The sequence below is a fragment of the Streptomyces sp. A012304 genome (assembly GCF_026008495.1).
Classification (GTDB): domain Bacteria; phylum Actinomycetota; class Actinomycetes; order Streptomycetales; family Streptomycetaceae; genus Streptomyces.
Map to the genome: position 1 here is coordinate 20,697 of NZ_BQUN01000038.1, position 12,648 is coordinate 33,344.

The following is a 12,648-nucleotide window of genomic DNA, read 5'->3' on the forward strand; positions in this document are numbered from 1 at the left end:
CACAATCCGGGCATGACCACCGAGGACCGGGCCCACGTCGCGCAACGCGCCGCCGCCGCGCTCGGCGCCCTCCTCACCCCACGCTGGAAGCCCCTCCCACACCAGAACCCGCCCCCCGGCAACTGGTACGGCTGGCTCCTCCTCGCAGGCCGCGGCGCCGGCAAGACGGACGCGTGCGCCGAATACATCGCCCGCCACGTCGCTGGCCCACCGTGCCTGCCCGGCCCGGTGCCGCACTGGGTCGGCATCATCGCCCCCACCCAGGGCGACGCCGTCACCGCCTGCGTGTCCGGCCCGTCCGGCATCAAAGCCCACGACCCAACCGCGTCCGGCCCCATCACCAGCGCGGGCGGCACCGTCGTGCGCTGGGCCAACGGCTCGCAGGCCAAGCTGTACGGCGCGAACAGTCCCGAGGACGTCGAGCGTCTGCGCGCAGGCGGCAACACGTGCATCGCGTGGCTGGAGGAGTTCGCGGCGTGGCGGTACATGCAGGAGTCGTTCGACCAACTCCGCTTCGGCCTTCGGTCGGGGCCGCGCCCGCACTGGGTGGCGTCGACGACGCCGAAGCCAAAGCCGCTGCTGAAGCGTCTCATGCAGGGCGAGGTCCCCGGCGTGGTCACCACGACCGCGACGATGTACGACAACCCGCACCTCCCGCAGCACATTCGGGAGATGCTCGAAGACGCCTACGCCGGCACGGACCTCGGCGAGCAGGAGCTGTACGGGCGGATCCTCGACGAGATCAAGAATGCGTTGTGGCGGAGGAAGGCGATTGCCGCGTCCCGCATCCCCTCCGGTGACCTGCCGGACCTGATCCGTACAACGGTCGGCGTCGACCCGTCTGGCGGGGCCGGGGAGCAGGGCATCATCGTCACCGCCAAGTCGGGGCTGCTGCTGCCCGGGCTGTTGCCGGGCCCGGAGCCCGACCCGGATGAGCGGGCCCCGGTCGGTGCGCCGCGCCCGCAGCCGCACGGGTTCGTCCTGGACGACCGGTCGTGCCAGCTGCCGCCGGAGGGGTGGGGGCAGCGGGCGGTGCAGGCAGCGATCGACTGGGAGGCCGAGGACATAGCCGTAGAGATCAACTATGGCGGGGACCAGGCGATCGCGGTGATCCGCACGGCGATGGAGAAGCTTGGGGTGGACATCCCGGTGCGGAAGGTTCGGGCGACGCAGGGCAAGGCCATCCGGGCGCAGCCGGTGGCCGCGCTGTCGGCGCAGGGCCGGTGGCATCACGCGGGGACGTTCCCGGAACTGGAAGAGCAGCTGTGCACCTGGTACCCGGAACTGGGCTGGTCACCGGACCGGTTGGACGGGATGGTGTGGGGGCCGTGGCATATGAAGCTGGTCGGCACGATGACGCGCGGCCAGGGCTCGCTGGGTGGAGATCTGGCCAGAAAGCAGATCGTCGGATCGCGGCTACGGTGACGGGCATGGACGCCTGGCTGCTGCTGATCGTGATGTCGCTCGCCACCTACCGGCTGACGAAGTTGGTCGTCGAAGACACCTTTCCGCCGGTGCTGTGGCTGCGGGACCGACTCGTCGGCGGGTGGCGTCCGCCAACGATGAAGGAACAACACCACGAGCGATACCCGACCGGGGAGGTGGAGGAGCACACGCTCAAGGCGATCCCGGGCCTCGGCACGTTCAGCCTGGTCGACGGAGAGATGCAGATCTACCGCCGCCGGTGGAAGCGGTCGCCGTTCTGGCTGGCCGAGTTGATCTCCTGCCCGTGGTGCGCGTCCGGGTGGGTTGCGCTCGGCGTAACCGCAGGCACATGGGCAACGGTCGGTCTGCCGATGCCGCTGCTGGTGTGGCCCGCGGTCTGGGCGGTGGGCGCCCTGCTCGCGGCGCAGGAGTGGGCCTGACGGGGAAGGACCGCCACCACATCGGCTCGTAGCGGGTGGAGCGGGAGCCTACGGGTTCTGGTGTGGTGGCTCTGTGGGGGCCGTCTGCGGTGGGCGTCGCGGACGGCCCTCACCCATCCCCGGAATGATCTTTACCGGGCCGCGCCTACCCTCTCCTCCCAGACCGAGGAGGAGGACCCAATGGCCTGGTGGCGTGCCTTCAGCCGACGCGGGCCGCTGCCCAAACCAGCGCCGCCCCCAGCCCCCGCGCAACCCAATGCGGTCACAGCCGCCGCAGCCCCCGTCAAGGAACCGCGAACCGAACTCGTCCGCAACACCGACGCCTGGCAGAACGAAGCATGGGAGTTCTACGACACCCTCGGCGAATTCCGGTACGGCGTCGAGTGGGTGTCCGCAATGCTCTCCCGCGTCCGCCTCTACGCGGCGCGCCTCGAACCCGGGCAGGACGAACCCGTCCGCGCCGAAGCCGGCACCGCCGTCGACCTGATGACCACCCTCGGCGGAGGCGTCGGCGCACAGGCCCAGCTCATGTCCGGCTTCGGTACCCAGCTCGCTGTCCCTGGAGAGGGGTATCTCATCGGGGAGACCGTGCGGGGCGTGGAACGCTGGTCGGTGCGCTCCACCGACGAAGTCCGCGCCGCACGCGGCCACTTCGAAGTCCGTGACGAGACGACTGCCGGCAACGGCACCGAGTGGCGGCCGCTGGGCTCCGACTCTCTGGTGACGCGGGTGTGGCGGCCGCACAAGCGGTTCCACTACATGGCCGATTCCCCGGCGCGCGCGGCCCGGGGCAAGATGCGCGAGTTGGAGCTGATCAACCGGTACATCACCAGCCAGTTCCTCTCCCGCCTCGCCAGCGCTGGCGTGATCATGTTCCCGGAGGAGATCGTCTTCCCCGTCCGGGAGGAGTTCGCCGACGCGGCCGACCCGTTCATGGCCGAGTGGATCGAGATCGCAGCGGAAGCGATCCGCACACCGGGCACCGCCGCCGCCGTGGTGCCGATCCCGATCAAGGTGCCTGCCGAGTACGTCGACAAGATCAAGCACGTCGACTTCACCCTTCAGCTCGACGAGAAGATCCTCGACAAACGCGACAGCGCGATCAAGGGTCTGGCCACCATGCTGAACATGCCCGCCGAGATCCTCCTCGGTCTGGGCGACGTCAACCACTGGGGCGCCTGGCAGCTCGAAGAGGGCGCCCTGAAAACCCACATCGCGCCGGAAGCCGAGCTGATCTGCCAGGCCCTCACCACTGGCTACCTCCAGCCCCGGCTCCAAGCCTCCGGCGTGGAAGACTGGGCAAACTGGGTCGTCTGGTACGACATGTCGGAACTCACGCTCCGCCCGGACCGCTCCGACGACGCGATCCAGCTCTACGACCGGCTGGAGATCAACGGCGCCGCCCTGCGCCGCGAGACCGGCTTCGACGAAGCCGACAAGCCCAGCGACGACGAACTGAAAGAACAAGCCCTCAAGGTCATCATCAAGACCCTGCCGTCGGGCGCCGGCTCCGCCCTGTCCCAGCTGGTCGGTGAGCGCGTCGAGATCACGCCGGTCGCCGCCGCACCCCCGGGCGAAGAGCCGCCGTCCGATGCCGAGCCGGAGCCGACGCCCGAGGACCGCTCCCCGCCCAACGCGGATGCCGCGCGCGAGGCAGCGGCTGTGGCCCGGTCGGAGCGGCTGATCCAGCAGTCGCAGGCGATGCACGCCGTCCGGTTCGCGGCCGGGCGCGCGCCGGAGTTGCTGCACCCGGCGCTGTGCTCGCAGCACGCGTATTCGTGCCCGTTCACGCATGCGGCGGTGAAGTTGCACGCGCTGCCGCGTCCGGGGATGTCGGGGACGTATGAGGCGCGACTGTCGCCGTTCGGGCAGTTGGTGATCGGCCAGCGCTCGCCGCATCTGGATACGACCGGCTTCCTCACGACTGCCTCTCGGAGTTCGAATGGTTACGCTCACGGCCGCCGCTGACGGCTCGCATCTGTCGGGCGCGATGATCGCGCTGATGCCCACGGTCGAGGATGCGGAGCGGCTGGCGATCGAGGGCGGCGAGGCGGCCGACCAGCTGCACTTGACGCTGTACTACCTCGGCGACGACGGAAGCGTGTTCACCGAGCAGGAACGCGCCAGCCTGATCGACGTGCTCGCCATGGCGGCTCAGGACTACGTGCGCGGCCCCATCGCTGCCCGCGTCTTCGGCGCGAACCACTGGAACGCAGGCAGCAACTCGCCGTCGTGGGTGTGGGCCGTCGGCGACGAGAGCGCGGAGAACCGTGCAGCGGATGCCCCGCTACTGGTCGACGCCTACGAGGCGGCAGCAATCGCGGTCCGTACCGCCGACATCGACCGCGAGATGCTGCCATCCCAGTACACCCCGTTTGCCGCTCATATCTGCGCGGCCTACTCGGACGATCCGGCACTGCTCCCCGACCTCGAACAGCGGCTCGGTCCCGTCACCTTCGACCGCATCCGCGTGGCGTTCGCCGGGGACCACACCGATATCCCCCTCGACGGTCCCGTCACGGCCGCCGCCGGGCCACTGCGCCGCCAGCCCACCGAACTCGAACTCGCCTCCCGCGCCAACTTCGCAGAGATGGACCGAGCTTGGCACGACGCCGTCGACGCCACCGTCGAAGCCTGGGCCGACATCCAGACCGCGCAGCGCGAGCAAATCACCGCCGCCGTCCAGGCAGCCGCCGAGTCAGACGACCTCGACCGGCTCAACACCCTGACCGTCGACACCAGTGACGGGGCGCGCCTCCTCATCGCCCGCATGATCGCCTACGCGCGCGCGGCTGGCGAGACGCAGCAGGCCGAGGCCGAAGCGCAGGGCGTCGCGGTCCCTGAGTGGTCGCTGGACGACGAGGCGATCACCGCGGCGGCGATCCGTGACCGGCTGCGGCAGATCGGCCGCACCGCCGCGCGGGTCCTCGGCGTCGGCCTGGTGCAGTCCGCAGTGCGGCAAGCAATGCGGGTGTGGGGCTCCGGCTCGGCCGGCCAGGTGGCGGCCGCGGTGGACGAGCACCTTGAGGGCCTGTCCGGTGCGGCGGTCGAGGAGCAGATCGGGGCGGCGATGACGGCCGCGCAGAACGAGGGCCGCATGGCCGTGCTGGCGGTCGCGCCTCCGGCGACCTATGTGGCGACGGAGATCCTCGACAAGAACTCTTGCGCGCCGTGCCGCGCCGTCGACGGCACCCGCTACACGTCCCTGGAGGAGGCCCGCGCCGTGTATCCGACGGGCGGCTACACCGGCTGCCTGGGCGGGGCGCGCTGCCGGGGGACGCTCGTCACGGTGTGGCCGCAGGACGGTGAGCAGGCAGCACAGACCGGAATGATCTTGGCGGCGTCCGCAGACACAATGCCGCCGACACACCACGAAGGAGGCGGCGCCGTGCCGTACCGCATTGAGCAGGGGCACCCGGACTGCGGTGCCGACACCCCGTGGGCCGTCGTCAAGGAAGGCGACGGCGAGCTGATGGGCTGCCACGAGACCGAGGCCGCCGCGCTGGAGCAGCAGGCCGCCCTCTACGCCGAGGAGGGCGACGACGGGCCGGGCGACGACGGCGACGAGAGCATGGACTACGCGGGCGTCACCGCCCCCTGGGAGGGGCCGCTCGCCGTGGAGGGCATCGTCACCGGCGACGGCCGGGAGTTCGCCGAGGGCGCGCTCACGTGGGCGGATCTTCCGGTGCCGCTGCGGTGGAACATCGAGGACTCCCACGGCGGCGAGGCCCGCACCAAGGCCGTCAACGTCGGCCGGATCGACAGGATCTGGCGCGACGGCAACAAGATCATGGGTGCTGGGGTGCTCGACCTGTCCGACGAGAACGGGCGCCGCGCCCACGCGAAGATCGAGGGTAAGTTCCTGCGCGGCGTCTCCATCGACGCCGACTCCATCGCCGACGCCGACGTCGAGTTCGTGTGGCCCGAGGACGTCAACGCCGGAACGGGGGAGGGCGAAGGCGAAGAGGACGACCTGTTCGAGATGCTGTTCGCGCAGCCGGAGAAGGTCATCTTCCACGGCGGCAGGATCCGCGCCGCCACCCTCGTCGACATCCCCGCCTTCGCCGAGGCCTACATCGCGCTCCTCGACGAGCAGGGCGCCATCGTGGCCGGCGGCCAGCCGGTCACCGAGGCCGAGCTGCTCCAGATGCGGGGCGTCGAGGAAGAGCCGGCGCCGCTGCGGGTGGTGCCGCCCGTGACCGCGTCGGCGGGGCCGTTCCGGCCGCCGGCCGCCTGGTTCTCCGACCCGGGGCTGTCGCTGCCGACGCCGATCACGGTGACCGACGAGGGCCGCATCTACGGGCATGCGGCGCAGTGGGGGTCGTGCCACATCGGGCAGGAGGGTGTGTGCGTGCAGCCGCCGCACGAGGATGAGCACCCCTACTACCGCACCGGTGAGGTGGTGTGCGCGGACGGGGCGCGGGTGGCGGTCGGTCAGATCACGGTCGGGACGGGGCACGCGCCGCTGCACTACGGGGCGTCCCCGGCGGCCGAGCACTACGACAACACCGGTGCCGCGGTGGCGGACGTGGCCGTCGGTAACGACCAGCACGGCATCTGGGTCGCGGGCGCGATCCGGCCGGGCGCGGATCCGCTGAAGGTCTACGAGTTGCAGGCGGCCGGGCAGGTGTCCGGGGACTGGCGGCGGATCGGTGGTCAGCTGCGGCTGGTGGGGCTGCTGGCGGTGAACGTGCCTGGGTTCCCGGTGCCGAAGATGCGGGCCCGGGTCGCGTCGGGCCAGCCGCAGGCGCTGGTGGCGGCGGGGAAGCCGGTGGTGGCGTGGGGTCGGTCGCAGGGCGAGTTGGAGCGGGACGCGGTGCGGATCGTGATGCGGATGCTGTCTCGCCGAGTCCACCCGGGGAGGTGAGAGCGAATGTGCAGCTGCAATAAGAGGCGTCGTCCGGCACCCCCGCCGCCGCCTCCTCCGAGCGTCTGACCTTTAGGTTTACCCCACCGGTCAACCTAATTGACACATTGTCGGACTGTGTGCTATGCGCTAACCTCCGTGATCAAAGGGCGTTGACGAGCCCGCAACCCACCCTTCGATCACGGAGGACCAAGTGCCTGCAGAAGAGCTCTTCAGCGCCCCGTCCGACCTCACCCTCTCCAGCGACACCGAACTCCAGGAGCTGGAAACCAGGGCGGTCGCCGAGTTCAACCGTGTCTCGGAGATCCAGGACGTCGACCCCGACACGCTCGCCTACGCGATGCGCCTCACCGACGACCTCGACCGCATCCGCGCCGAACTCTCCGTCCGCGAGGACCGAAACCGCCGCAACGCCGAGCTGGAGCGCGCCCGCGCCGCCGACCAGCTCTCCGCGCTCCAGGCCCGCGTCAACGGCACCGCCCCCGCCGCCGAGCAGCAGGCAGCGGCCCAGACCACGGTCGACCCCGAGGCCATCGCGCAGGCCACCGCGCAGGGCGTCACCGCCGCCCTCAGCAGCTTCATGATGGACCGCCGCGGCGGCACCGTCCGGCCCGAGGAGATCGCCCGCCGGGCTACCGCCTCTCTCGCCGAGACCGCCCGCCACGCCCCGGCCCCGAAGGTCCCCGCGCAGCGCCTCGCGGTCACCGCCTCCGTGGACATTCCCGGCGTGGAGCGCGGCGGCCAGCTCACGTCGCTGGACGCGCTCACCGACGTCGTGAACCGCAAGTCCAAGAGCATGCCGGTCACGCGCGGCAACCCCAACCACCAGCTGGTCGCGTCGATCCGCAACGACTTCGAGCACACCCTCGACGACCGCTCCAACGCCTCCGAGGTCCAGGAACTCCTGAACTACCTCACCGGACCGGACAAGCAGGCCGCGCTCGTGGCCGGCGGTGGCTGGTGCGCGCCCAGCGAGATCCGCTACGACTTCTTCAACATCGCCTGCTCCAGCGGCATGATCGACCTGCCGACCGTCGGCATCACGAGGGGCGGCATCCAGTTCCCCGTCTCCCCGTCGCTCGCGGACACCGTCAACAGCGTCGCCTTCGGCGGGTTCGCCGTCACCTTCAACGGAGACAGCGTGCCGTGGCTGTGGACCGAGGACGACGACATCGCCGCCGCCACCGGCTCCCCGACCAAGCCGTGCGTCCGCGTCCCCTGCCCCGACTTCGACGAGGCCCGCCTGGACTGCTACGGCATCTGCCTCACCGCCGGCAACCTCGCCGACGCCGCCTACCCCGAGGCGACGCAGCACATGATCCGGCTGCTGATGGCCGCCCACGACCACGCCATCAACGCCCGCCTCATCTCCCTGATGGTCGCCGCGTCCTCCGCCGTCACCAACATCTCCGGCGGCGCGTCAACCGACGCCGCCGCCCCCCGCATCTACAACGCCGTCGGCCTGGCCGCCAACGACTACCGGGCCCGCTACGGCATGTGCCTCGACGACGTCCTCGAAGTCGTGCTGCCCTACTGGGTCCGCGACGTCATCCGCGGCGACCTCGCGTGGAAGGCCGGCGTCGAACTCCAGGCGGTCCCGAACTCCGAGATCGACTCCTACTTCACCGCCCGCAACGTGCGCGTGCAGTGGGTCGACGACTGGCAGGTCCGCGGCACCGGCCAGTTCGGCAACGCGACCGCGATGACGGCGTGGCCGACCACGGTCGACTTCCTCATCTACGCGGCAGGGACGTTCGTCCACGGCAACGGCATGAGCCTCGACCTCGGCGTCGTCCGCGACAGCGTGCTGAACGAGACCAACGACCACACCGCGCTGTGGTCCGAGGAGTGCCACCTCATCGCGAAGGTCGGCCACGAGTCCCGGCAGTACAGGGTCGGCTTCAACGTCAACGGCTCCACCTCGGCGCTGCTGTCCGGAACCGTCCGCGTCTGACCCCAGGCCCGACCAGAAGGGTGGTGAGCGCCGGTGGCCGGAGCACGCCAGATCATCGACGGACCGGCGTTCACCCCGCTGCCGTATGGGCTGTGGGACGCCGCTCAGAAACCGGCTACCGACAGCCCGCACTGGCAGCAGGGCGTCACCTGGATCGAGCGCTGCCCGACCGGCGGCAGCACATACGACGAGTGCCTCGCCGTCACCGGCACCGGCGGGCCCCCGCCCGAGCCGCCCGCCAAGGCCGCCAACGTCGACCAGGAGTTCCGTGGCGCGACACCGTTCACGGTGGTCGCCGAGTTCGACTGCTCGCCGGTCGGCCTGCGGGACGCGGAGACCGTCGCCTCCGACGCGCTCGCCAGAGTGGAGCAGCAGCAGGTTGAGGCAGCGTTCTGGACCGGTGTCGCGGGCGGACAGGAGGTCGTGTTCCCGCACCTGGCAGCGGACGCCGAAGTCGTCGACGGACAGGACATCCTGCTGCAGACCGTCGCCTCAACCGCCGTGACGGGCGCGGACGCGGCGCAGGCGTTGGGCGAGCTGGAAGCGGAGCTGGCCGACTGCTACGCCGGGCAGGGCGTCATCCACGTGCCCAGGGTGGCGCTGCCCACGCTGGCCGCGTGGAACCTCCTGATCGAGCGCGACGGGCGCCTCTACACCACGGCCGGGAACCTCGTGGTCGTCGGCGGCGGCTACGCCGGGACCGGCCCGGACGGCAGCGCGCCGGCCGACGGCACGGCGTGGATCTACGCGACTGGGGCGGTGTTCGGGTACCGCGGCGATGTCCAGGTCACGAGCCCGCGCGACTCCATCGATCGGTCCGCGAACACGATGCGGATGATCGCCGAACGTACGTACGTGCTCGGTTTCGAGTGCTGCCATCTGGCTGCGCACATCGTGCTGGGCGTGCCCACCTCATAGGGAGCAGGATCATGGCCACAGTTTCTACGTGCGCGACTCCCATCAAGGGCACGCACATGCGAGTGATCGCGCTGGACGCGTGCGGCGTTCCGGTCACCGGCTCGTCCGGGATGGTCGCCGTCAGCTCGGGGTTCGTGCAGGTCGAGATGGAGCCGGACTACGAGGACGGTGAGGAGTTCTTCGAGCGCACCGCGTCCGGTGCGCCGTGCGTGAACCAGAAGGACGACCCGACCCTGAAGAGGATGGGCCTGACGGTCCAGATGTGCGAGGTCAACGTCTCGCTGATCGCGTACATCATCTCCGCGCGCGAGCTGACCACGGGGACGCCGACGACGGGCACCGGGTTCGCGGTGGCGGAGGGCAACCCGACGAACCGGTTCTCCCTGGAGGTGTGGCAGGAGGTCGCCGGGTCCGGCGCCTGTGACGCGTCCGGGAACCAGCGGTACATCTACCACGCGTGGCCCAACGTGGGTGCCACCCAGATCGGCTCGCAGACCATCGAGAACGGCCGCACCACGTTCGAGTTCACGTCCGAAACCAGGGGTGCCGCCGCGACGTGGGACACCCTCGTGGGGGAGGACTACCTGCCGGCAGGGGCCAGCATCGACACCGACGAGCACTGGATCTGGAACGTGACCACGACCGCACCGCCGGACGTGGCCTGCGACCCGACCACACTCGCCGCGTAAGGCGTCAAGGTGGTTGCGCAGTTCGGCCCATGCGAGGACTGGCCGGTCCAGTGGACGTGCGACCTGGACACCCTCAACCCCGCCGTGACCGGGGTGGCGGTGTCCATGGCCACGGAGACACTGTGGGCTTTGACCGGCCAGCGGTTCGGGCTGTGCGAGGTCACCCTGCGCCCCTGCCGCCGAGACTGCTACGACGGCCGCTTCTTCGACGACTTCGGACCGCCCTGGACCGGGGCCCGCTCCTACCCGCAGCCCGCGCTGATCGGCGGCCAGTGGTTCAACCTCACCTGCGGCTCCTGCCACGGCGGATGCTCGTGCAGCACCGTGTCGGAGGTGCTGCTGCCGGCGCCCGTGAACACGATTGTCGAGGTGCTCGTGGACGGGACGCCGCTGGCGACCGGCGCGTACCGGGTGGACAACAACCGGCTGTTGGTGCGGACGGACGGCGGCGAGTGGCCGCGCTGCAACGACCTGTCGCTGGCGGACACCGAGGAGGGCACCTGGTCCGTCACGGCGACGTACGGCGAGGATCTCCCGGACGGCGCCGAGCTGGCGATGGGCCAGCTCGCGTGTGAGATCGCGAAGGCTGCGGCCGGCGGTGACTGCAAGCTGCCTGCCGGGCTGCAGTCGCTGGTGCGGCAGGGGGTGACGATCTCCTATCCGGATGTGGGTGAGCTGTTCCGGGAGGGACGCACCGGGCTCTACCTGGTGGACATGTTCGTGGCGACGTGGAATCCGAACAGGTTGCGGTCGCGGTCGCGGGTGTACCGCGTGGATCAGCCGACGGTACGGAGGGCAGGCACATGATTCTCAGCTTGCTGGCCTTGGTGATCAGCGCTGTTGCCGTGGTGTTCTCGGCGCTGGCAAGCAAGGAGGCCGATCGCGCTGAGGCGGCTGCTCGGCGCGCTGAGGGAGCAAAATCCGGCGGCACCTGGCACTGGCCGGAGCGCACGTGATCACCGGCCCGCTGAAGTGGTACACCGTCGCCGGGCGCATCCGTGACGCGGTCTACGACGAACTCACCGTCAAGCCCGCCCGCTCCGGCGTCGTGCCCGGACAGATCGCCTGGGACGAATGCGACTGCGGCCTCCTCGCCGTCAGCCTCGCCCAGGTGTACCTCACCGAGACCTTCCCCGACCAGCTCGCCCGCCGCGTCGGCAACGCCTGCGACGCACCCTACGAAGTGGGCGAGTTCGTCATCCAGGTCATCCGCTGCGTCCCCGGCCCCGATGATCAGACGCTCGCGCCGACCGTGGCCGACCTGGACGCCTCCGCGCAGGAAATCCTCCTCGACGCCTACGAGATGCTGAAAGGCACGTCGGTGCTGCTGTGCGAGATGAACCGGGACCGGGAGATCTCCGACTTCATGCTGCGCCCCCTCACCGCCCAGGGCCCGAGCGGTGTCTGCGGCGGCAACGAACTCCGCGCCTACGTCGCCCTCTTCCGGAACTGAGAGGTCGACGTGTTCACCGTGTCCACCAGCTTCAACCTCGACCGCAGCCGGATCGAGCGCATGCTCCGCCTGCCCGGCGGCATGGTCTACCGCAACATGGAACGCCGCATGCGCCGCATCGAAGCCGAAGCGGTCCGGCTTGCGCCCGGCAGCATGGGATCCACCATCCGCACGCAAATCCGGCGCGGCCCGGGCGGCGACTTCCAGGGCGTGATCAACGTTCGTCACCCTGCTGCGCTGTATGTCACCGGGGGGACACGGCCGCACGTCATCCGGCCGCGCCGGGCGCAGGCCCTGCGGTTCACCGTCGGCGGCCGTGTGGTCTATGCCAGGGTGGTCATGCACCCGGGGACGAAGCCGAATGACTTCCTGCGGCGGGCCCTGCGTGCCGCTCTCTGACACTCCGGAATGATCATGCGCGGTGGGCTCTTACCGTCCCCCACATGAGCCAGCCCACACCCACCGAGACGAGCCCCGTCCGGGACTTCACCCGCAAGCGCGAGCGCCTGCTCTTCCGCATCGACGACGACGTCTTCGAAGCCGCCACCGCCCTCCCCGGCAAGACGCTGGCCCGCTTCGCCGCCCGCTTCGCCAACGTCGAGAACATCCCCGTAGAGCAGCAGCTCGACGCCTTCACCGACGCCCTCGGCATGGTCCTGCTGGACGAGTCCAACGCCCGTTTCCAGAAACGCCTGGACGACCTGAGCAACCCCATCGAACTGGAACAGGCCTCCGACGTCATCCAGTGGCTGCTGGAGGCGTACGGCCTGCGCCCTACCGAACCGTCCTCGCCCTCGTCCACTGGGCTGCCCAGCCCGGCATCTGGCACGAGCTCGACGGACGCGCAGCAGCCACAGGTGTCGATCCCGGCGACCTTCCTGCCGACCGCTTCCTGAACTGGA

At 70.3% G+C, this 12,648-nt stretch carries 12 protein-coding genes; all 12 read left to right on the top strand.

Annotation, left to right across the window (positions count from 1 at the left end; all coding sequences use genetic code 11):
- Nucleotides 1-12: 12 nt before the first annotated feature.
- The 12 genes from ALMP_RS08755 to ALMP_RS08810 all read left to right on the top strand — a co-directional run bounded on the left by ALMP_RS08755 (nucleotide 13) and on the right by ALMP_RS08810 (nucleotide 12,642).
- A complete protein-coding gene (locus ALMP_RS08755) occupies nucleotides 13-1,425 on the top strand; it encodes a terminase large subunit domain-containing protein (protein WP_264925701.1) in 1,413 nt (470 codons plus the stop codon).
- Between the two features lie 5 nt (nucleotides 1,426-1,430).
- Complete coding sequence (locus ALMP_RS08760; RefSeq protein ID WP_264925702.1) at nucleotides 1,431-1,865, top strand: DUF1360 domain-containing protein; 435 nt, start codon at nucleotides 1,431-1,433, stop codon at nucleotides 1,863-1,865.
- A 597-nt stretch (nucleotides 1,866-2,462) separates the two neighbouring features.
- Complete coding sequence (locus ALMP_RS08765) at nucleotides 2,463-3,833, top strand: hypothetical protein (RefSeq protein WP_264925703.1); 1,371 nt, start codon at nucleotides 2,463-2,465, stop codon at nucleotides 3,831-3,833.
- Nucleotides 3,808-6,732, top strand: a complete 2,925-nt coding sequence (locus tag ALMP_RS08770) for a hypothetical protein (protein WP_264925704.1) — start codon at nucleotides 3,808-3,810, stop codon at nucleotides 6,730-6,732. Before ALMP_RS08765 ends, ALMP_RS08770 begins: the two co-directional genes overlap by 26 nt.
- 193 nt (nucleotides 6,733-6,925) lie before the next feature.
- Nucleotides 6,926-8,686 carry a major capsid protein gene (locus ALMP_RS08775; RefSeq protein WP_264925705.1) on the top strand — a complete coding sequence of 587 codons (1,761 nt, stop codon included), beginning with the start codon at nucleotides 6,926-6,928 and terminating at the stop codon, nucleotides 8,684-8,686.
- 33 nt (nucleotides 8,687-8,719) lie between these two features.
- Complete coding sequence (locus ALMP_RS08780; protein ID WP_264925706.1) at nucleotides 8,720-9,604, top strand: hypothetical protein; 885 nt, start codon at nucleotides 8,720-8,722, stop codon at nucleotides 9,602-9,604.
- Nucleotides 9,605-9,615: 11 nt separating this feature from the next.
- Nucleotides 9,616-10,293 (top strand): hypothetical protein, encoded by a 678-nt coding sequence (locus ALMP_RS08785; RefSeq protein ID WP_264925707.1) that lies wholly within the window; start codon nucleotides 9,616-9,618, stop codon nucleotides 10,291-10,293.
- Between the two features lie 9 nt (nucleotides 10,294-10,302).
- Nucleotides 10,303-11,100: a hypothetical protein gene (locus tag ALMP_RS08790; protein WP_264925708.1), complete on the top strand. Its 798-nt coding sequence runs from the start codon at nucleotides 10,303-10,305 to the stop codon at nucleotides 11,098-11,100.
- Nucleotides 11,097-11,249, top strand: coding sequence for a hypothetical protein (locus ALMP_RS08795; RefSeq protein ID WP_264925709.1), 153 nt, complete (start codon nucleotides 11,097-11,099; stop codon nucleotides 11,247-11,249). Before ALMP_RS08790 ends, ALMP_RS08795 begins: the two co-directional genes overlap by 4 nt.
- On the top strand, nucleotides 11,246-11,746 hold the full coding sequence (locus ALMP_RS08800) for a hypothetical protein (RefSeq protein ID WP_264925710.1): 501 nt from the start codon (nucleotides 11,246-11,248) through the stop codon (nucleotides 11,744-11,746). Before ALMP_RS08795 ends, ALMP_RS08800 begins: the two co-directional genes overlap by 4 nt.
- 9 nt (nucleotides 11,747-11,755) lie before the next feature.
- Entirely contained in the window at nucleotides 11,756-12,145 is a 390-nt protein-coding gene (locus ALMP_RS08805; protein ID WP_264925711.1) for a hypothetical protein, read from the top strand.
- Between the two features lie 44 nt (nucleotides 12,146-12,189).
- Nucleotides 12,190-12,642 (top strand): hypothetical protein, encoded by a 453-nt coding sequence (locus ALMP_RS08810; protein ID WP_264925712.1) that lies wholly within the window; start codon nucleotides 12,190-12,192, stop codon nucleotides 12,640-12,642.
- Nucleotides 12,643-12,648: the final 6 nt, after the last annotated feature.